The sequence below is a fragment of the Microcoleus asticus IPMA8 genome (assembly GCF_013179805.1).
In the GTDB taxonomy this organism is placed as follows: Bacteria; Cyanobacteriota; Cyanobacteriia; order Cyanobacteriales; family Microcoleaceae; genus Microcoleus; species Microcoleus asticus.
Genome location: NZ_SRRZ01000032.1, coordinates 26,157 through 48,063 on the forward strand (window position 1 = coordinate 26,157; position 21,907 = coordinate 48,063).

General features: G+C 44.8%; 11 protein-coding genes. 6 read left to right on the forward strand and 5 right to left on the reverse strand.

Going from position 1 to position 21,907, the window contains the following annotated elements; genetic code table 11:
- Positions 1–208: 208 nt before the first annotated feature.
- From E5S67_RS11030 to E5S67_RS11040, 3 genes are all read right to left on the reverse strand, one after another.
- The gene (locus tag E5S67_RS11030; protein ID WP_172187082.1) at positions 209–2,017 is read right to left on the reverse strand and encodes a PAS domain-containing sensor histidine kinase; all 1,809 of its coding nucleotides are present in this window, start codon (positions 2,015–2,017) and stop codon (positions 209–211) included.
- A gap of 27 nt (positions 2,018–2,044) precedes the next feature.
- Complete coding sequence (locus E5S67_RS34000) at positions 2,045–5,089, reverse strand: sensor histidine kinase (protein ID WP_172187083.1); 3,045 nt, start codon at positions 5,087–5,089, stop codon at positions 2,045–2,047.
- Between the two features lie 193 nt (positions 5,090–5,282).
- Positions 5,283–6,914, reverse strand: a complete 1,632-nt coding sequence (locus E5S67_RS11040; RefSeq protein ID WP_172187084.1) for a serine/threonine-protein kinase — start codon at positions 6,912–6,914, stop codon at positions 5,283–5,285.
- 665 nt (positions 6,915–7,579) lie between these two features.
- Here E5S67_RS11040 and pheT point away from each other — a divergent pair.
- A complete protein-coding gene (gene pheT, locus E5S67_RS11045; protein ID WP_172187085.1) occupies positions 7,580–10,024 on the forward strand; it encodes a phenylalanine--tRNA ligase subunit beta in 2,445 nt (814 codons plus the stop codon).
- A 260-nt stretch (positions 10,025–10,284) separates the two neighbouring features.
- On the opposite strand, the gene E5S67_RS11050 is transcribed toward pheT, so the two are convergent.
- Positions 10,285–10,857, reverse strand: coding sequence for a Uma2 family endonuclease (locus E5S67_RS11050; RefSeq protein ID WP_172187086.1), 573 nt, complete (start codon positions 10,855–10,857; stop codon positions 10,285–10,287).
- A 160-nt stretch (positions 10,858–11,017) separates the two neighbouring features.
- On the opposite strand from E5S67_RS11050, the gene E5S67_RS11055 reads away from it, so the two are divergent.
- From E5S67_RS11055 to E5S67_RS11065, 3 genes are read left to right on the forward strand one after another with little or no spacing between them, the layout of a single operon-like run.
- Positions 11,018–11,287, forward strand: coding sequence for a YciI family protein (locus E5S67_RS11055; RefSeq protein ID WP_172187087.1), 270 nt, complete (start codon positions 11,018–11,020; stop codon positions 11,285–11,287).
- 13 nt (positions 11,288–11,300) lie between these two features.
- Entirely contained in the window at positions 11,301–14,327 is a 3,027-nt protein-coding gene (locus E5S67_RS11060; RefSeq protein WP_172187088.1) for a hypothetical protein, read from the forward strand.
- The gene (locus E5S67_RS11065) at positions 14,327–17,983 is read left to right on the forward strand and encodes a helicase-related protein (RefSeq protein WP_172187089.1); all 3,657 of its coding nucleotides are present in this window, start codon (positions 14,327–14,329) and stop codon (positions 17,981–17,983) included. The genes E5S67_RS11060 and E5S67_RS11065 overlap by 1 nt, the downstream gene beginning before the upstream one ends.
- A 187-nt stretch (positions 17,984–18,170) precedes the next feature.
- On the opposite strand, the gene E5S67_RS11070 is transcribed toward E5S67_RS11065, so the two are convergent.
- The gene (locus E5S67_RS11070; RefSeq protein WP_172187090.1) at positions 18,171–19,403 is read right to left on the reverse strand and encodes a metal ABC transporter substrate-binding protein; all 1,233 of its coding nucleotides are present in this window, start codon (positions 19,401–19,403) and stop codon (positions 18,171–18,173) included.
- 102 nt (positions 19,404–19,505) lie between these two features.
- Between E5S67_RS11070 and E5S67_RS11075 the strand changes: the two genes are divergently transcribed.
- Together E5S67_RS11075 and E5S67_RS11080 are read left to right on the forward strand one after the other, a co-directional pair.
- Positions 19,506–20,315: a metal ABC transporter ATP-binding protein gene (locus E5S67_RS11075; protein ID WP_172187091.1), complete on the forward strand. Its 810-nt coding sequence runs from the start codon at positions 19,506–19,508 to the stop codon at positions 20,313–20,315.
- A gap of 408 nt (positions 20,316–20,723) precedes the next feature.
- Entirely contained in the window at positions 20,724–21,620 is an 897-nt protein-coding gene (locus E5S67_RS11080) for a metal ABC transporter permease (protein ID WP_172187092.1), read from the forward strand.
- Positions 21,621–21,907: the final 287 nt, after the last annotated feature.

The window sequence follows — 21,907 nt, forward strand, 5'->3', positions numbered from 1 at the left end:
TAGCACGGTTTTAAATGAATATCAATAGTTCGATAGACTAATTTGGCCCCGGCCGCTCAAAAAGCCGCCTTCGACCGTACAACCAAAGTAGAGCAGAAGGCAGGAGGCAGAAAGCAAAAGCAATATTTCGCAACGGTTTCAGCAATTAAGAAAATTCTAAATGTCGGGCGCTGTTGTTAGATTAAATGTAATTAAACATACAAAAAAATTACCGGGAATTCTCAGCCAGCGGCAAAGTAAACCAAAAAGTTGCCCCTGCACCGGGACTGCTAATTACCCCAATTTCCCCGCCGTGAGCGCCAATAATTTGTCGGCAAAGATATAGACCCAAACCCAAACCAAGGGAGTGTCGGGATTGATAACCCCTAACGTAGAGGTCAAAAAGATGTTCGCACTGTTCCGGCAATATTCCCACCCCGTCATCTTCAACGGTACAGTAAATCATGCTACTTGGAGAATTAGCGATTGAGGATTGATAATTAGGGATTGAGGATTGTGGATTGGTAATCGCTAATTTGTCGATGTCTTGTTTTGCTTTTATTTGATTTATAATTAATTTTTCCGCCTTAATTACTTGAGCGGAAACCGTTAAATTCAGTCCGGGCAGATTGTGTTTTAAAGCATTAGCAATTAAATTAGAAAACACGCGCCTTAACTGAGTATTGTCAGCATTCACGGCGGGAAAATTATCTGGTACCAAATTTTTAAAACTAGCTTGAGCCTCATTCATTAAAGGCTCCAAATCTGCCGCAGCCGCTTCAACTACCGCTCTCAAATCAACCCGATCGCAGTGCAAAACAAAACCGCGCAATTCCCCGGCGTGAACTTCCAAAAGCGAATTTATCAACCGCAACTGCTGCTCGCTACCTTGAATCATCCGCTCCAAAACAGAACGGGGAATTGCGATCGAATCCCCGGTTTTCGTCTGCCAATTTTTCAGCACCATTAACATTCCCGCCACCGGGTTTCGCAAGTCGTGAGAAAGAGCGTGGATAAACAGCCGCAGCGATTCTTGTGCCTGTTTGCGCTGCGTGATATCCTCAATTAAACCCTCATAATAAAGCAGGGAGCCCGTGCTGTCCCGTACCGCCCGCGCCTTCTCGGAAATCCAAACAATACTGCCGTCTGAGCGGTAAATTTTAGATTCAAAATCGGATACTGTGGCGCTTTCCTCGATCGCTCGCAAAAACTCTTTTCTGCGAGCCGGATCGACATACAACTGCCGCTCGATATCAGTAAACTTTGCCGTCACTTCTTCCGGGGAATCGCAGCCGTAAATCCGCGCCAAAGCTGGATTTGCAGTAATGTAGCGGCCGTCGGGAGTGCTTTGAAAAATCCCCTCGCCCGCATTCTCAAAAATGCTGCGGTACTTCGCCTCCGCCGCCTCCAACTGCTGGTAAGCAGATTCCAACTCGCGCCTGGTACTAAACTCTTTCCGTTGCAGACATTCGTACCAATAAACCGACAAATCGCAAATCAAACAAAACCAAAACAAATATAAGTAAAACCCAGTCAGCCTAAAAGCAGTATACTTAGCAAAACTTAGATTTAAAACCAAATTTATCCCGACGTGGCAGCACAAAACACCGAGTTGAGAAATCAGGTGGAGGCGCCAGCGGACTGGCATCAGCGTAGCTTGGATCAGAAACGCTAAACTCCAGGTAAAAATTGGTAATTCCCCGGCTTGTGCGACAGCTAGCCCAAGCTGTACAACCACCGTCAGCGACCACGAAAAACCCAAAAATAGCAAACCGGGATAGCGTTGTCCGAAGGAGGTTTTTTGCAATACAAAACAAGTCAACAAACCCAATTCTACAGCAGCGCTCGTGTACAAATAAACACTTTTAAACTCCTGGCGAGCTAAGAATCTTTCGCCCAGAAAATAGACCGTTATTGTGAATGCAAAAAAGATGGCAATTCCGACAGCAGGGCGCAGCCGTTCTCGGAGGAAGCGATCGCGCCACACCTCGTAAACCGTTGACGCCTGAACTGATTTTGCATTGCCCAAATAGCTCATACCATTTTAGATTTTAAATTTTAGATTTTAGATTGGGAAAGAGGGATCGTCCGAGTTGACAGCAGGTAGCGAAAACCAGAAAGTCGAGCCTTCTCCGGGAGTGCTTTCGACGCCGATCGAGCCGCCGTGAGCTTTGATAATTTGCTTGCAGAGGTACAATCCCAAACCCAGCCCTGTTAATTGTCGGCTATTAGGGTCTTGAACGTAAAGTTCAAACAGAGATTCCCGCTGTTTGGCGCTGATTCCCACTCCATTATCTGTTACAGTACAGCGAACCATTTTTACGGTCACTCCGGGCAATTTGCTGCCGATATTGCCAATTTGACCCTGATAGCGGGGCATTTTGCAACTGCCGTCGAGGTTGAATTTGGCCAGGGTTTCCTGATTTTTCTGGGTGGTCTCGCACATCCTAGGACGATCGCCCGCAGCAGATATCCCGTTAGCGATACAGCGGGCAAGCGGATTATTGGGCGATGTTAAAGCCTGTGAATTTTCTTCATAACTTAGCGCTGTTTCAACTGCAATTACCTCCGCTTTAAAAGTTATATTGACTCCCGGAGGATTGTGTTTAATAGCATTAGTCAACAGATTTTCTAGCACGCGCTGCAAGTGTTGGCGATCGGCATTGACTTGTGGCAAATCCGCCGGAATATCAAACGTCAAAGTTGCTTGATTTTTGGCCAGTATCGGTTCTAAATCGGCAATAATGGCTGAAGCCAAAGACGGCAAATGTAGCGGTAAAGTATTGAGAACAATACCTTTGACCTCGCTAGCGTGAGCGTCGAGCAGGGAATTAACCATGGTCAACTGGTGTTCGCTGGCTTGAACGATCCGCTCCAAAATCGATCGAGAAACCGGAACATCTTGTAGAGATTCTGAGGGCGATTTGTTGAGCAAATTTTTTAGCAGTATTAACATTCCCATAACTGGAGTGCGGAGATTGTGAGAAACTGCGTGCAAAAATAGGTCTTTCAGGCGGTTGCTTTCTTGCAGTTCGTGCATTTTTTGCTGTAGTTGGCGGGTGCGTTCCTCCACTTGAGATTCCAAGTTGGCATTGAGATCTTTAACCTGCTGCAAAAGTTGGGCTTGCTGGAGAGCGATCGCCACTTGGGTAGCGAGTTTTTCCAACAAATCAATTTCAAATTCCTGCCACTGGCGGGGCCCCGAGCACTGGTTGACGGCCAAGATCCCGAACAATTGATCCCCCAGGAAGATCGGCACATTTAACGTCGCGCGAATTTGATAGTCGCTGTACAATTGGGCAATTGGAACGCTGAGTTGAACGCTAGCAGTATCGGAGATAGCTCGGACGCGGTTGTTAGCATAAAAAGTTCTCTGGTTTTCGAGGTGATTCTCGTCAGCAAGTGCCCACCCCAAAAGAGAACGGCATTGGGCATCCACAGACTCGGCCACAACCTTACCGTACACCGGGCTAGGAAGATGTAGCCCCTCCACGTCCATAATACCGATGAAAGCGCGGTCTGCCTTGAAAAATTGCCGGACTTCGGCAACAGTAGTGTTGAGAATTTCTTCGAGGTCAAGGGAGTTGCGAATTCGCAGGGCGATTTCTGAGAGCAAGCGATCGCGATCGGAGGACGCCCGCAAAGCGGTTTCCCCGCGGTGGCGTTCGGTAACGTCTTGGACTGTGGCAGCGATCGCTCCTGACTCAATTGCCGACTGTTCGCAGACAGTGCGTTCGGAGCCATCTGCCAGCACAATTCGGTAGTTAATGCAATAGGCTTGGCGTTCAAACATAGCTTGGCGCTGCGATCGCGCCACCAATTCTCGGTCTTCTGGATGTACGGCCTGCAAAAAAACTTCTGGTGTCGGTTTGACAGTTCCAGGAGCAAAACCCAAGAGGCGGTAAAGTTCGTTTGACCACCGCAATTCGATATTGGATATATCATGTTCTGCGGATTCTTCGCAGTTGTCAGTTGCTGTGAGGGCGGCGCAATTTAAATCCCAATTTCCCAAGTGAGCGATGCGCTGAGCGTTGGCTAAACTAGCTTCGCGATCGCGCAGCATGGCGGCTGTGCGGCGCACCTCCACCAGCGCTTGCTGGCGTTCTGCTACGGCGGCGGCCAACATCAGAGCCACAAGGGCGATCGTACCGGTAAAAGCTTGTAAAAACAAAACCGCCTGTTTGAGATTATCGCTTTTGGCCAAAAACGGGCCGCCTCCCTGTACTGCTCCCCAAATCGCGATGCAAGAGACGATCGAATAAGCAAAAATAGCTCCCGCCGGTTGAAACCGCAGGGCTGCCCAAACTATTAGAGGAAAAGGCAGATACTCCAGCGGATACTGAGCGATCGCCGCCTGTGTTTTTGAGCAAAAAAACAGCCAGCTCACGCTCAGCAATAGAGTCAGCCACAGCACTATTTCTGAATAATTAATAATTAAAAATATTAAATTATAACGGTTCTCAGTTGCAGAAAATGTGTGTATGCGATTACTAATTGGTAGTTGATTATTCTGTCTGTTAAAAAATGCGATAAAAGTTGAAATAATGGGGTTTTTTAGTGGAGATTCAAAATTATTAACGGCGTGGTTCAAAGTCAGCAGCACTGGCGTCACGATCAAAATTCCCATCCCGTCTCCGAGCCACGTAGTCCACCAGTTCTGAGAGAAATTGCTCCACCGATCCCAACCAAAAATGCACGTTCCCAAGTTGCCGAGGGTAGAGCCGAGGAAAGTAGACCCGATGACAGCGCCGGCCACCAAACCCAGAACATCTCGCAATCGATCGAGTTTGGTAGAAAATCCGCTCTCCCTCAGCAATGCCTCCCCAGCCAGCGCTTGCAAGGTGACACTAAATGCCGATGTGACAATGACGGCGGACGGTATACCGGCGGTAGAGTTTAACAGCACCGAACCGAGGGCAATTCCCGGCCACATCCGCCGCCCTTGCAGTAGCAGCGCCGCTAGAGCAATACCGGCAGGCGGCCACACGGGGGAGGCTTCGGCTTTTACCAGCCCCAGCATCGACGCTGCGAGTTTTCCGGTAACAAAGTAGGTCAGAGCCAGGATACCGGCGTAGAGAAGCGGTCGAGTGCGGCGGTTGAGCAGTTTCATGTTTAGATGCGATCTAATCCTCCATTCCTAGTTTTTAATTTAGGCTGCTTTGGGGCGATCGGGCTTCCTCCTGGCGACTCACCTGACTGGGGGAGTGGGGAGTGGGGAGTTGACTGTTGACTGTTGACTGTTGACTGTTATTCGTAGCAGCTACCCACTAACTAATGAGTGCTGACTAATGACTAATGACTTCTTAAAATCCAAAACTCCGTTTGCCATCCGGCTTAACAGTAAGCCAATTGGTCTTTGCCATTGCCAATTGTTCCTCAGAAACTGTAGCGTTGGTAAGATTCGCCCCGCACAAATTTGCTCCCCGCAAATTCGCCTTAGCCAAATAAGCCCCCGTCAAGTCAGCACCTCGGAAATCCGCGCCTTCAAAATTGGCAGTGCTGCAATAAGCCTCAGTCAAGTTAGCATCTCGCAAATTCGCTTTAATTAACCTCGCGTGACCCAAATTTGCCCCCGACAAATCCGCTGCTTGCAAATTTGCCTTCACCAACCTGGCCTGATAAAAATTCCCCCCCGCTAGCTGCAATTTTTGCAGTTGCAGGCCAGACAGTTCGCAGTCAGCAAAATCGCGCTTGCCTTTAAAATATGCCGCTCGCAAGCTGTTGGTGTCCCACTTAACAACAGCTTTCGTTACCTTTGGCCCTGCTAAATTGTCGCTGGAAGGTCCAACCGTTCCGAAAGTTCTGCCGGACTCAGCCAGAGTTCGGGAAACTCTGGGCTGCATCCCCGTGTTCCCGGATTGGCTAAAGGAAGTTCTACCAATGCGGCTTTGGTTCGATCGTAAATCTTGATTGATTTTGTTCTGAGGCGGTGACCACGAAGAACCCGCATCATTAAATATTGTCGGTTCTTCAACTGTACGAGAAGAGCCGTTGAATTGAGTTGCCAAGCCGTCCATCAGAGTTGGGTCTTCAAATTGGCCCGAGAGAGCTCTGAGGACATCTGCTGCCGATTGGAAGCGGTGGCCAACCATCGGCTTGAGCATTTTTTCGAGAATCCGTGCAAAATTTGGGCTTACCTGAACGTGGGGCTGCCAAACAATTTCGCCAGTTACTCCATCAAAATCTAAATCCTTGGGCGACTTTCCTGTGAGCAAGTACAAGCAAGTCATGCCCACAGCGTAGATGTCGCTGGCAAATATCGGCCGCAGCGCCATTTGTTCCGGGGGAGCGAAACTAAATGTGCCGACTGAAAATTTCGTGTTGGCGCTTTGGTCGGCGGGGTCTAATAATATTGTTTGGCTGACTTGATCTTTTACCGCTCCGAAGTCAATCAGAACTAAGTGGCTGTCTTGAACTCGGCGAATAATATTTGCGGGTTTGATGTCTCTGTGAATTACTCCTTGGCTGTGGATATATTGCACTACTGGCAGAATTTCTAATAGAAAATTTTTAACATCCGATTCGTTGAAACGGCCTGACTGCTTGACTTCTTGTTTCAAAGTCGAGCCTTTAACATACTCTTGAACTAAGTAAAATTGCTGTTCGGTTTCAAAATAGTCTAGCAGCCTCGGTACTTGCGGGTGGTCGCCCAGTTGACCGAGGGTTTTCGCTTCTCGCTTGAATAATTCCCGCGCCATTTCTAAAACTCGCGGCGACGAACTACTGGGTCGCAGTTGCTTAACCACGCAACTCGGTTGACCGGGCAATGATATGTCTTTTGCCAGAAATGTAGCTCCAAAACCTCCTTGTCCTAAAGGTTCAGTGACTCGGTAGCGAGCGCGCAGCAATAACCGCGCACCGCAAGTCTGACACTGAAGAATAGAGTCAGCAGGGTTTTGAGGATGGGGACAGCCCGGATTTACGCAGTAGCTCATGTTAATTGAGTTTGCCTATGTTTTTCTGATTTTGCCAGCGTCGCTTGACTGCACAAATTGCCTGTTCCTGCTTCTGGTAGAAATACTGATCTATCAGTTGTCAGCGGGCCGTGCGTCCGGTTGCGAATTGGAATTGCACCTAAGTCTTTTAGGCAGATATCTTTTCCCTATTTTGATTATCTAGCTGCTGTGAGTTTTTTCTGTGGATGATCCTTGAAAATAGTTTAAAGACTTGCTAAATTTGTCCTTTTTTGTGTAAAGTCTTCCTACACTTAGGTGAGCTTTCAAGAGTCCGGACAGTTTTTAGTTAGTAATCTGACACCCTCGATTTTCCGTTGGTAGCGAACTTGCCGAATCGCCTTGAAACCCTTATTCTAAGGTTGGCAATCAAAAACTGTCCGAAATATAGATCTTTGCACTGTGAGATATTTCTAGCATACCTCATTATCTGAATGAGAATGTTACTAATCCCCCCAGCAGCCATCAACATAAGTGACCGATCGCTCGTTTTTGCTTATGTATACCACAAAACTATTGACAAAATTAAATTATTATGGTAATAAAGGCTTTGCCGAATCAATTCTGTGACTGCACAGTCGAAGCCTGCCGGCGCAGACTAATGACTAATAACTACCGAGCACTGACAACTAACTACTGACTAAATTATGCGTATTTCTCTAAACTGGCTGCGGGAATTGGTGGATGTGTCGATATCCCCGGAAGAATTAGCCGAAACCCTGACAATGGCCGGGTTTGAAGTCGAAGAAATCGAAGACCGCCGCCCTTGGGCAAGCGGTGTAGTTTTGGGCAAAATCATCGCCTGCGAACAGCATCCGAATGCAGACAAATTGAGAGTTTGTCAAGTGGATGTCGGCTCTTCACAAGCTTTGAATATTGTTTGCGGCGCACCCAACGCTAGAGCAGACATTTACGTGCCTGTCGCTGTTGTCGGAACTTTTCTGCCGACTATTGATTTAAAGATTAAACCTGCTAAATTGCGGGGCGTTCCTTCCGAAGGAATGATTTGTTCTCTGGCAGAATTGGGACTGGCTAAAGAGTCAGCAGGCATTCACATTTTCGAGTTAGAAAATCCCAAATTGGGCAGCGATATTCGCCCGCTTTTGGGTTTAGACGACGTGATTTTAGACTTGACAGCAACTGCCAACCGTGCTGACGCTTTGAGCATGGTGGGTGTAGCGCGGGAAGTGGCGGCGCTGACTGGGGCGAGTTTGAGAATTCCCGAAGCGAATGGTGTGGCGATTCAGGGCAAAGAAAGTCCTGCTTTGGCAGTAGAAATATCGGAACCGCAAGGATGCCCGATTTACATCGGCACGGCAATTGAAGGTGTGAAAATTGCTGCTTCTCCAGCTTGGTTGCAGCAGCGGTTGCAGGCGGCGGGAGTGCGGCCGATTAATAATGTGGTTGACGTGACTAATTACATTTTGCTGGAATGGGGTCAGCCGCTGCACGCTTTCGATCGCGATCGCCTGCAATCTTTCACGGGTACTCAAGATATCAGCATTGGCGTCCGCTTTGCTAAAACAGGGGAATCCTTCAAAACTTTGGACGGACAAAACCGCAATTTGCAAGCTCAAAATCTGTTAATTACTGCTAGCGACAAACCTGTTGCCTTAGCTGGGGTAATGGGCGGCGAAGATACGGAAGTTCACGAAGGAACGCAAAATTTAGTTTTGGAAGCAGCGATTTTTGACCAGGCAACGATTCGCCGTTCTGCGCGCGCTCAAGGCTTGCGGAGCGAGGCATCGATCCGCTACGAACGGGGGGTGAATCAGGCGGCTTTGACGACTGCTTGCAACCGCGCTGTAGCTTTAATTTTGGAGTTGGCTGGAGGCGCTGCAACGGTTCAGAAAACTGCGACTTCCGGCGATGATTTGAGTTTTTCGCGATCGCTCGAATTGCGTTTAGACCGAGTAAATCTGGTTTTGGGACAGTTGAAAAGAGGACAAACGGGCGGTTCTAAATATCTGGAACCGGAAGAGGTAAAAAACATTCTCACAGCTTTGGGCTGCGAAGTTGTGCCGACGGAAAAAGAACGGGTGTTTGCGATCGCCGTTCCTCCTTACCGTTACCGCGATTTAGAAAGGGAAATTGACTTAATTGAAGAAGTTGCCAGACTCCACGGTTATGACAATTTCTGCGATACTTTGCCTAGCAAAACGGAACCCGGTTATCTGTCACCAGAATATGCGGCAATTCGGAATGTGCGATCGGCTTTTCGGGCGGCAGGTTTGACGGAACTGATGCACTATTCTTTGGTGAAAACTGAGGGAGACAATCAGGTGGTGCTGGCGAATCCCCTGTTTGTGGAGTATTCGGCTTTGCGGACAGAAATGCTGTCGGGTTTGATTGATGCTTTCGGGTACAATTTGGAACAGGGAAATGGGGCGCTAAACGGTTTTGAGGTCGGCCGCATTTTCTGGAAAGATGGGGATGCAATGAAGGAAGCTGATGCAGTAGCGGGGATTATCGGCGGCGATCCGACTGTGTGGAAATGGCAGCAGGGAGGGCGCGATCGACCTTTGAGTTGGTTTGAGGCAAAAGGTATTTTGGAAAGCGCATTTCAAGAGTTGGGTTTGTCGGTGGAATATCAAAGCGATTCCTCGAATACACGCTTGCATCCGGGTCGCACCGCTGCGTTATCGTTAAACGGGAAACATTTAGGAGTTTTTGGACAGTTGCACCCGCAATTGCAGCAAGAAAAGGATTTGCCTGAGCAGGTTTACGTGTTTCAATTAGATTTAGCGGTGCTGTTGGGTGAATTAGGGCGATCGAGCATTTCGACTCGCAAGTTTGCGGGTTATTCGAGTTTCCCCGCTTCTGACAGAGATATTGCGTTTTTCGCGCCTGTAGAGGTTGCGGTTGTTGAGATGCAAAGTGCGATGAAAAAGGCGGCGGGTAGTTTGCTGGATTCGGTGGAACTGTTCGACGAATATCGGGGCGACAACGTACCGGCGGGCCAGCGGAGTTTGGCTTTTCGGTTAGTTTACCGCGCGGGCGATCGAACTTTGAGCGAAACTGATGTCGAACCAGCACAACAAAAAGTTCGCGATGTTTTAGTAGAGAAATTCGGCGTTAGTTTGAGAAGCTAAAGAGGCCGCTACTCACTAATGGAAACCGCCAGGGAATGAATTCCCTGGCTCAAAGCTAAAGTCCTCTCAAGAGGACTAACAAGACTTACGGATTACAAGGTAAATTTGCCATTTTTAGCAAAGCGAAGAATCTCAAATTGTTGCAGTAAAACCGTCTCAAGTGCATAATTGCTAACTAATGAACTCTTCAGTCCTCTTGAGAGGACTTCAGCTTTGAGGCGGGGATTTCAACCCCTGCCGGACTAAATTTTTAACGTTAATTAAATTGTCACCAATGGCCGCAACATATCCCGAACCATAAAGGAAATATCGGGAAACTGCAAAGGAGAAATGCTCGCATCATCCCCAAGAACTACTATACTTTGATAACCATCTTGATTCGGCTCTCGAAATACGTGAAGTTGCCGATTATTAACATCCAAAACCCAATAATCAGCAATTCCAGATTGAGCATAAATAGTCGCTTTAATCCCCAAATCTGTTCTCAGCGTAGTATCGGCTACTTCAATAATCAGATAAACTTCAGAAGGAGTTGGATGATGGTCTTCATAGTAAAGTGGATCGGGTACAACTACAGCAATATCAGGTTCAGGTTCCGAGTAATCATTTAACCGAACAGGATCTTGCAGCCGCGCCAAAACTCGATTTCCCAAACGATTTTCCAGTAACTTCTCTGTGCGTTTCACCGCTGCACCATGTGCTGTTCCTTTTGCTGCCATTTTTACTATTTGTCCTGCCAATAATTCTACTCGTTCATCTTCCTCAAAAATACCAACTTCTGCCATGCGGTGATACTCTTGAACCGTCAACAAACGAAGGTCTAATAAAGTCATAGCAATCTTCTCCTATCTAAGAATCATCTCTGTTTACCCTCTTCCTCTGCGCCCTCTGCGACCTCTGCGGCTCATTAATCTTATTCTTAAAATTTTCGTTAAATCCTCTTACTCTTATTGTACAATAACTTTTAAACAAATTTATCTGAGGCTCAAAATCGTGACCAAATATGTGATGTGGGGAAGTTACTGCGAAGACGTTATCGAAAAACGCGCTCCGTTTCGAGACGCTCATTTAGCCGGATTGGCTAAGCAGAAGGAATCGGGTGTGTTAAGTACGATCGGGCCCACGAAAGATTTAACTAAAGTTTTTGCAATTTACGAAGCGGAAGATGAGGCGGCCGTGCGACAATTGGTGGAAGCCGATCCTTATTGGGTAAATGGGGTTTGGACTGAGTACGACGTGAAAGAGTGGATTCAAGCTTTTTGAAGGGGTTAGCAGGGTGAACATCTTAAGATTGGATGACAACGATTTAGTTCCAGTAGACTATGGCGATTTGCTGGACAAGATTTTAGAAGTTTTGCAGGGAAACAATCCGTTTAGCGTTTCGGGCGATCGGCGTCGTTTACTAATAGATATTGACGCGGTAGCTACTCAAATATCGAGTTTGAATGCGCCACCGACTTTGGGTTCTTTTGAACGCCTCGCACGTTCTGCTACTGTTAATTTTCCGGCGGAAGTGGAAACTAAATTTGGCAATCTAATTAGACAAATCCGACAATATGTGCGACAACATTTAGCCTCTGTTGTGGGTGGGAATGATGCTATTGAAAATTTCGTATCTAGCTTAATTGAGCCATTAGAATCACAGTGTTTTCAGGGAAACGGTAAAGAATTAGGTTTTAAATACGATTTTGCCAAATCTTCTCCTACCTCAGCAAAAAAGAAGCTAACTTTGCAGCGCCCAAATACTGTTGGGACATCGGCAATTTTGAAGCTGCATAAATTGACGATTACTGTGCGAGATTCAGACATCTTTCAACAACAACTGAAGGAGGGTTTAGAGAATTACATTGATGAAAAGGCTGATACAGAAAGCGATAAGAAAGAACTGCATCATCTGCTTGATGAGATGGTGCAAAATAAAAATTCTGATTTCCATAAGTTGCTCAAACTGGTAGACAAAGAAACTCTCGGTAAGCTGAATAAAGAAGCTAAGATTACCTATTTGGAGTATCTGCTAGAAAACATTCGCAATAGTAGCACAGATAGTGTGGGAATCGTCTATTTAGAAGACTTAGTCCGGCGGATTAGGTTGCTCGAAGCATACATTGGCGATCGCACAAAAGATGACGGCTATTATAATGTCAATTATGCTGGTGTCACTGTTAACTACAGAGATATGTTTTCCAGAGCGGAAGTCTTAGATGCACTTCCCATCATTCCGATTGTAGCAGGTTATTTAGGAGAAACCACAGACAGCCATTTGAACGAACGTAAATATATTTTTGGTTTAAAACTGAAATTTGGCAATGAAGTTCAAGCCCGCGGCGGTGAACCTGTATTTGATTATAACCTGAATTTGCTCAATCCTGAAAGTGAGGAACACAAAGCCGAATTAGCCGATAGTTACACTAGCGAAACCTTTATTCGCAAGGTATTAAAAATAGCATTATTGTACTATTTTGTATTTGCTTCTCTGAGCAATCCTTTAGCGCCGGATTACAACCCTGAATCTGAATTAACTTACGATCCTAGACAAAGCTTTGAATCAGTAATTTCTGTACTCAGAGGTTCTGATGAAGAAAAGAAAAAGGCGATATTTAGAGGAATCAAAAGAGGGCTAACTGAATATAATATAGAATTTAAAATCAACAGTCTCAAGCAATTCTTGAAAGACTTTATAGATAGGCAAACAATTTTGCCAACTCGCACAGAACCGCGACATATCAGCATCAAAAGAGGCATCCTCGAAGACATCGATAACGCTTTAACGACTGGTCGATTTTTCACTGATGTTCTGCAACAAAATCCCAAACAATCACTCCAGTATATCGCCGTCGAACAATCGAGCATCAACGAAACAGCTATCTGTCAGCTACCAGTCAATATCACAATCGAAGATGTCCGCTACTTCCCTACTGATGAATTCCAGAATTTCAGCATAGAATATAACATTAAGGACATCGATACTTTGCCTGTACTTTGGGTTCCTGAAAGTCTGATGAATGTATATAACAGCAGTTTTTCCAAGGAGTATAAATTGCTGTTGTTTCGTTATAACAATAAACGTTTAGACAGCAAGGACGGTTTGAAACCAGATGCAGCATTTGTTTACAAATTTTGTGTTTCGCTGCTGTCTTATATTTGCCTGCAAATCTTGTTACACAATCAGAAAAAGAATTTGTTTATTCCGATGGTGAGACTTCACGAAGGCGACCAGAATAACCCTTCGCCGTCGGAAAAGTTTATGGCTAACGTTTCTAAAACATTGTCTCATCTGTTTAGTGAAAAATACCGCTCGACTTCTCAAGGCTTTCGCGTCAAGCAAAAACCGAATGGTTACAGTATTCGCAACGGTTTGAGTTCCCTGTACTCAATATTGCCTAAAAAGTTTAAATTTCGGAATGTTTCACTATCTCCAGAGTTGGACAATTTAGCAATTATTGTCGTATCAAGTTGCGAAAGCGATGCAAGAAAAGGTAATAGCGATCGCTTTCAGAGAAAAACCTGTTTATTAGGCGAAGTTGCGGGAATTAAACGCCTATCAGAGGATACAATTCAAGTCGGAATGCTGAAAACTTTGTCAGAAAACTACAGCGTTCAACACCTTTACAGTCAGCCGTCAATCCTCGAAGATACTGTCAACCAGCTATATAAATATGGATATTGCAATTTCCTATATATTGCACAAGCACCTTATACGAGCACGCTGCATATTACCCAGACGGATGAAGATGAGGAATTGTTTTTCATGTCGAAAAGCTTAATCAAAACGTTGAAAGGAGAGCGAGAAGATATCAGGATTTATCCGGTATTTTTTGATAAATATTACGTCCGCAGTCCTAAACAACACAAGGGAGAATCTTTCTACATTCAGGATACAACGGAACTGGAAAGTTTATCAAAAGATCCCAGTCAACAAGCTGTGATGTTTTTTAATTTGTTTAATGGTATCAAAGTAGAGCAAGGGGAAAAGAACTTTTACAACGGTGTGATTTCTTACTCGACACTGTTGAATATATACGACGGCATTCTGGATGACCAAGATATTCGCCAAGGTCTGATGTACGATGGTGAAATTAAAGATACTTTACTGCACTATTTAACCATCTTCCACTTTTCTAGGTATGAAGCCCGTCAACAAATTAGTTTGAAACTCGATCCCTACGCTCATATTATCGGCGATGATTCAGTTGGTACTCTATCTGTGTTTAGTCATGGAGGCGGGAGTGCCGAGTTTAACTCGCTGGCTTTTTTGAATAAGGTAAGAGAAGTATTGAGCGTAACTGAGGGAGGTACAAAATAATGATAAGTGAAGATTTTGGACGGCTGTTTGAGGTTGGATTCAATATCGGCATTCTGGCATATATTAAAAAGGAAAAGCTAGCTCACAATTTTGGTAATTCTTACAGTCGGGATTTGCAGCATCTCAAATTGCCAAAGATGATGGCGGAAATAATCAGAGAAGCTAGTCTACTGAGTAGTTTAGATGCTAAAATAGCTGAAAAATGGAGCCTTTTTTTTGTCCAAAAAGGCTTTTTTGGTGGGTTAAATTTTTTCCGGGATTACGTCAAATCTACTGGCTGGAATTTGCAGCGATTAAAAATTTTGTACTGTCAGTGCAGTTTGAGTGATGCTAACAGTATCAGAACCTATAACAAGGGTGATCGAGAAGCATTTAAAGAGCTATTGTCTCAGTTAAAAACTGCCAAACCTAGTTTATCAGATGATGAGATTAACTTGTACATCCGCCGCTACTCGAAAAAAGGCGAGTTTTTGCAGGCTGATACGCTCATCTTTTTACAACAGGGGAATGATTTTAGAATTCTCTGCGTTGATTTGTCTGTGTTTTCTCCGACGCTAGCTTCCACACCGGAGGATCTCAATGAAATAGAGGTGATACGGAAATATTTGATGAGAGAAATTAGCTATTTGCGATCGAAAAGTGTGTTTTCTAATCTGCGGATGGATACCAGCACTTTAGGCGTGGATTTCTCGGAGGATTTAAAACGATTTTTTACAGCTTTTAAGTATAAGGATAAGGAAAGCACTAAGTTAATTCAGGCTGGTAGCTATGCTCACAGTTTCTATGGATTTCTACAACAAACGGGTATAATTTCAAGTGATGCTGAGGTTTTGTTTAATGTGGTTGGTTATGGCGATCGCAATATTAGCACAATTTCCCTACGCACGGACAAACTTAAGCTGTTAGCAACTTGTTCTGAAATTTACAAAAATGAATCTAGGAAGCAAGAAATCAGCGATGCTCGCAGCGAAGTTTTGGATGTGATTCAACTCAACGCGGCTCGCAGTTTCAAAGAAGGCAGAAAATTTGTCGATTCTCTGTTAGGAATTGGGAAAAATGCCACTGAACCTGTATGTCATACAGAGAAAATCGAGAATTTTGTTAATTCAATCGATATTATATCAGATAAACTGGCAGATGAATTGCAAATTGCTCGCGGTTTGCATTTGAGGAATGCTCACGCTGAATTGATTGTGAAAGCGCTTCAATCTGATGAAACTTATATCTTTTTGACGGGGAATCCGGGAATTGGGAAAACAACTGCGATCGCCAATTTTCTGAAAACCCATATTAATGACGGTTTCTTATTCTTATACGTCAGTCCCCGCAAGCAAGTAAACTTGGATATTATCGAAAAATTCCAAGATAAAAATACTGGTTTGCTGTGCGACGATCGTCTATTCTGTATTAACACAAACTCCGATGTTATCGCCAGCTATTCGGGAAAGCGTACAGTCAAGTATAGCTCGAATAGCCGCAAGGAAAACTTTGCACAAAAAACGGTTAATTTTCTCAAAGACAATCCAGAAAATCAGGCAAAAGAATACCACCAGCGACAAATTGCCAGAAAAAATGAAACCGTAATTGAACCAGCTAGCCTCAAAACTATGGGAGTGCTAAATAGCATTTGCAATGGAATTTATAGCCTGATCAACTGTCAAGCTTCTAATAATATTGTAGCTACGGTTTCCATCCAATCTTTGAGAATGAAAGAAAATCGACAAAGTACCCTAGATTATTTAGAACAGATATTTCAAGATACTTATAACAAACGGGATAAACAAGTCATCTCCACCAAGATGCAAGAAATATCCAGCCGCATCAAACATATCTTCATTATGATCGATGAAATCACCGGAGATGACGGTGGTGTTCTGTTTTTAGCCGGAATTGCCAACATGGTTAAAAATCATGAATTGCACAAGCCACAGCACGGTTTTAATACTAAAATTATTGTAGCAGATGCTTCGATTGTTGACTCGGATGTGGTTAAACAACACCTTGAAAACACATCTCAAGAACCGGATAAAATCTATTTCAAAAAAGTAGCTAAAAATTCGGATCTTATTGAACCTTTACAAGTCACTCCTTTTGAATTTAAACGGCTACCTGCAACGATAATCAATGCCAATTCCTACCCTGCCCGCAGTTTAGAGATAACTTACAAGGTATTTGTAGAAACTGTTAAATACAATGAAAATGCGTCTTTAAAGGAGGATAATGATTTAGTAAAACGGGTACAGTCTGAAATAATTCAGGATATCAATCAGCGATTGGTGGAACCTGGTGTCGAACAAATTATAGTCTATATTCAAAATAAGCGAAGATTGGCAGAATTGATTGATAAAATTCAAAAAGAACGAGAATTTAATCAGTTTGAAGATTATCTAGAAATTCATGCGAATATCTCGGAAGAGGAGAAAGCAAAAATACAGGAGTGCAAAGATACAGCTAAGGTAATCTTTATGACTGCATCGGGCAGTCGCGGGTTATCTTTCCCGAAAACTAAGCACATTTTAGTTGATATTCCGCGCTTCCAGATTGAAAAAAACCTGATGGAAGTCATACAGGTGATTTATCGGGGACGCGGGGAAGATGAGTCAGGTAAAACCCTTGATGGTGAAGACAAAGAATTGGTTTTTTACCTATCTGATACCGCAGTTTATTACGCTGATGATGCGGAACTTTCTCTGCAAGAAAGCAAGTTGAGTTTGTTGAATTTACTGCTAATTCTGAAGACGGCGGTGATGACGCGAATTTCGGGATACGGTTATTTAGGTAGGGAAAAGTTTTTGATGATTCCGATTGGCGGAAAGTCGGTTTCCGCAGTCGGGGATACATTTAGCAGCAAAATGGCTGCTCTAATTAAGACATTAAAGAGCGAGAGCCAGCGAGGAAATAGGTTGTTACAGGAGGTTTATACGAGTCTGGAACAGCTTTTGGGTCGCGGGGAGTTTGTTTTGACAAATTATGATAAGTCTCGTCAAAAGGGCGACTCCTATCTGGAAATGCGGGAGGATTTTAATCGTAAGTTTTTGGAGAAGTGTAATCCGCTGGATGGTTTGCTAAGTTATGATAATCTAGAGATTGGTCATGTTTGTGGTAGTTTGTTGGTAGTACCTCTAGCTAAGCAAAATTTGCTGGAAAACTACCAGATGCGGCTGCATCAGGAAATCAAGAAATGTGTAGATAATCAGTTGCTGCAAAAAATGTATCGGATCAGGGATAGCGAGTCGTACCCGGAGAATGTACGATCGGCTATAAGAGGAGGTGCGATCGAGTTATTGCAATTTATCAACAGCGATGTGGAGAAAACTCAGTATTTTGAAGAGCAGAGTCAGCAGTTCGATCGCTATTATGCCATACCACTGTTTGCTTTTGTCAGCGCTGAGGAAATGAAAGAGTATTTTGCTGACAGCAGGCTGGAAGAACCGGAAGACAGGCGGTTTCGGGATATTTTGTCGGCTTATGTGCGATCGATCTACCCTGTAGATAGTGTAATGCCGATCGGGCACAAGTATCAAGACTTTCCATTTATCGTGTTTAGAAGCTACAGTTTAGAGCAAAGTCGAGAAAAAATTTTTACAGATAAATATCTTTTAAGTTCCAACGAGTTGAACGTACTCAATTTAATTTTGTCGAAGCAGGTAAACTAGACCTCTTGCATTGCCAAGCTTTCAATTCCTTCAATAATCTGCGTTTATCTGTGTTAATCTGCCTTGCATCTGCGGTTTCTGTATCAATCAAAGACTTATGCAATGCAAGCCTACTGAAACTTGTAGGCTGCGTCAGCTAGCTGTCACCCCGCAGAGAAAATAAAACTCTTCCGGGGCACCCTACTTGCTACTTGCTAACTTCAAACGGCGTGTATTTTCCCCCCAAAGCTTCGACGATGGCGCGAGTATTAGCCGACATCATTTTCACATAAGAATCGCCCTCGCTTCCGGCCGCCCCTATCGAATCCGAATAAAGTTGTTGCGCCGCCAATTTCACCCCCGCTTCCTCCGCCACTGTTCTAATCAGTTGCGGGTTAATTGTAGTCTCGGCAAAAATAGCAGGAACTCCCGCAGCTTTCACCGATTCTACTAACTTTTGCACCGTTTGAGCGCTCGGCTGTTCCTCCGTACTAATCCCGATCAAACTGCCCGCACTTCCCAATCCGTAGGCGCGGCTGTAATATTGAAAAGCATCGTGAGTTGTTACTAATTCGCGCTTATTTTCGGGGATAGTTTTAATCTCTTGTTCGATCCAACTATCCAAACGTTTTAACTCTTCAGTAAGTTTCACAGCATTCTGCGTAAACTTCTCCCGATCTTCCGGCGACAGGTCGATTAGCGCATCCCGAATCGCTTCCACCATTTGAACTACATTTTCCACATTTCCCCAAACGTGCGGATCGGGTACGGTATTGCCTTCTTTATTCAGTAGCAAAGGCTTGACAACTTCCCCCACTGCTAATTTCCGCGCCTTAATTCCGGCGGCATTCATCATCCTAATTAATCCCGGTTCCAAATTGTAACCGTTATACAAAATTAAGTTAGCTTGTTCTAAAGCTTGAGAATCTTTTGGCACCGGTTCGTAAACGTGAGGATCTGTTCCCGGCTGCAAAATTCCTGTTAGCTGAATTTCGCCTCCCGCTACTCGATCGGTCAAATCCTCAATAATTGTGCTGGTAGCAACTACCTTGGGTTTAGCATCTGCCTCTGGAGAGAGGCGATCGCCCTGGGTTTGAGCGCAACTAAATAAACCCACAGTCAAAATGCCACAAGCAATAGTTCCGATCAAAAATACCTTGGACTTGTCCGATCCAGGGCCGGCGGTTTCAATCCCCGACTCACGGCTAAACTCTCCTTTATAAAGTTGCTTCACAATTGCCGTCGGTTTTAACTCACATCTTGCACCATTCTCAACAACCCTTCTCTGGGCGGGCAGGATGCCCACCCCACTAGAAAACTCACTCTTCGCTTCACAGGCATCTTGCCTGTTATTGAAAATGGTGGATATCAGTTTTAACCTACTTGAGATTTTCGCCGCCAAACCTATGGTTTGAGGGGTTTCGAGCTTGCACTGCCGCATTATCTACCTCTCCTGCGTTCCAGATTATTCCTATTTACCGATGATTTCATATTCTTTTCATTTTTACAGTAAACTTAATAAAAAGGAGATAGACTCACCGCCATGAATACCGCCGCCTTCCCCAACGAGACTCCTTGGTCTCAAATGGTTTGCCACCTCAAAGACAGCGCTACCGACACTGAAATTATCACTGTTAAGCACTTAGCAGTAAACTACCGCACGGTAGAAGCACTCAGAGATATCAATCTTTCTGTCAAACCGGGAAGGCTGACGGGTATTATTGGCCCCAACGGTGCCGGCAAAAGCACGCTGATCAAAGCAATGTTGGGCTTAATTCCCGCAGTTCGCGGCACTGTTACCTGGGGCGAAGAAGCGATCGCCGATCGACTCGAAACAGTAGCCTACGTCCCCCAGCGATCGCAAATTGACTGGAACTATCCCGCCACCGTTTGGGATGTCGTGATGATGGGAAGAGTCAGAAAAGCCGGATGGTTTCGCCGCTTCTCGGCAGCTAGCCGCCGCACCGCTGCCGATGCCTTAGAAAGAGTAGGCATGAGTGCTTACAAAGACAGACCGATCGGACAACTTTCCGGCGGACAGCAACAGCGAGTATTTCTAGCTAGAGCATTAGCCCAAGAAGCCGCTATTTTCTGCTTTGACGAGCCGTTTGTCGGCGTTGACCAAAAAACTCAAAATATCATTTTCGACATCTTCCACCAGCTAGCAAATGCCGGGAAAATTGTCTTAGTAGTCAACCACGACTTAGGCGAATCAATCACCAATTTTGACGATTTAATTTTGCTAAATACAGAACTGATTGCCGCTGGTTCCCGCCAAGAAGTGCTAACACAAGAAAACCTTTACCGCGCCTACGGCGGACAAGTAATGTTCTTTGCCGGACAAGCAGCTTAATTAGCCAGCAGTCAATCGATTTTAGATTTTAGATTTTAGATTTTAGATTGGCCCCACGGATAGATGCGGGGGCTTGAGGATTTTCGATTTTCGATTTTGGATTGATTCGACGGATAAATCACGTGGCGGGTACCATCAAGAAATTCTTGGTCATTAATCTAGGAGTTACACTGTTGAACGCGGTTTATTTGATAATCTTGGGTTGGGCAACGATAAATCTCGGCTCAAACTCACATCTTGCACCATTCTCAAGAATAGGCAAGATGCCTGTTCCACAAGGAAATTCACTCTTTGTGGAACAGGCATCTTGCCTGTTCATAAAAAGCTTATTGAGAATGGTGCAACATCTCAGATCGAACCGGGTTGCTTTGGTTGTTAGTCATTAGTTAACTGTGATTTGATAATTTTATGATCCAAACCTTAATTGAGCCGTTGCAGTACGGATTCATGCAGCGATCGCTCGTAATTGCCATTCTTGTCGGCATCGTCTGCGCGATCGTCGGCAGCTACCTAATGGTACAGCGGTTGGCTTTGCTCGGAGACGCCATCAGCCACTCGGTTTTGCCCGGATTGGCGATCGCATTTATCCTCGGAGCAAATATCTTTATCGGCGCCTTCATTGCCGGAGTGTTGAGTACAGTAATCATAGCTTGGATCAAAGCTCGATCGACAATCAAAGAAGACGCGGCAATGGGCATCGTATTTTCCGCATTCTTCGCCCTCGGCATCACCCTAATTACGATCGTCCAAAAAGATAACAAAATCGACCTCAACCACTTTCTTTTCGGCAACATCCTGGGAGTTACTGCCGAAGATGCGATCGACACAGCCGTCATTGTCGCCGTAGTCTTAGTAGTTGTAGTATTGTTTTACAAAGAACTGCTATTTTACACATTCGATCCATTAGGAGCACAAGCAACAGGTTTGCCAGTAAACCTGCTCAACTTCGGACTGATGGTACTCATCGCCCTCACAATAGTTGCCAGCCTCAAAGCTGTTGGCGTAGTGCTAGTTTTGTCCCTATTAATTACACCCGCAAGTACCGCATATCTCCTAGTCACTCGCCTGCACCAAGTAATGATTTTAGGCGCAATAATCGGAGTTATTTCCAGCATTAGCGGAATGTATCTCAGCTACTTTTATAACTTACCATCTGGGCCCGCAATCGTTTTAGTTGCATCGGGATTATTTGTGCTATCATTGCTGTTCAGTCCCACTCAAGGAATCCTCACCCAGCCGCGCACACACTCCGGCCAAATTCCTCCAATATGGCGAGAATTAAAAAATTTAACCAAAGGCCGATAGCAAGTAAGTTTGTAGTAACGCTTCAGCGCCGCCCCTCCCATTGTTAATAAGAATCTTCGTTAATCTCCGTGGATGTGCGGTTCAAAAAAGCCTCTCGAATTAATCCGCGTAACTGCGAAGCGGCGACACCATCTCGATTTTGTAAAAAGGGTTTTTTTTAGGAGTGCCAGAAAGCAAGAATGGGATGATACCGAATCGGGCGATCGCAACTGCGAACTATTGCTCAAAAAAACTGTACAATAACAAAAGTTAAATTTTCACGCAAACAGATCTACTAAGTTAAAAAA

Excerpts from the sequence above, each read along its gene's own strand:
- E5S67_RS11030 (WP_172187082.1), bottom strand. The coding sequence starts at position 2,017 with ATGAGCTATTTGGGCAATGCAAAATCAGTTCAGGCGTCAACGGTTTAC.
- E5S67_RS34000 (WP_172187083.1), bottom strand. The coding sequence starts at position 5,089 with ATGAAACTGCTCAACCGCCGCACTCGACCGCTTCTCTACGCCGGTATC.
- E5S67_RS11040 (WP_172187084.1), bottom strand. The coding sequence starts at position 6,914 with ATGAGCTACTGCGTAAATCCGGGCTGTCCCCATCCTCAAAACCCTGCT.
- pheT (WP_172187085.1), top strand. The coding sequence starts at position 7,580 with ATGCGTATTTCTCTAAACTGGCTGCGGGAATTGGTGGATGTGTCGATA.
- E5S67_RS11050 (WP_172187086.1), bottom strand. The coding sequence starts at position 10,857 with ATGACTTTATTAGACCTTCGTTTGTTGACGGTTCAAGAGTATCACCGC.
- E5S67_RS11065 (WP_172187089.1), top strand. The coding sequence starts at position 14,327 with ATGATAAGTGAAGATTTTGGACGGCTGTTTGAGGTTGGATTCAATATC.
- E5S67_RS11070 (WP_172187090.1), bottom strand. The coding sequence starts at position 19,403 with ATGCGGCAGTGCAAGCTCGAAACCCCTCAAACCATAGGTTTGGCGGCG.
- E5S67_RS11075 (WP_172187091.1), top strand. The coding sequence starts at position 19,506 with ATGAATACCGCCGCCTTCCCCAACGAGACTCCTTGGTCTCAAATGGTT.
- E5S67_RS11080 (WP_172187092.1), top strand. The coding sequence starts at position 20,724 with ATGATCCAAACCTTAATTGAGCCGTTGCAGTACGGATTCATGCAGCGA.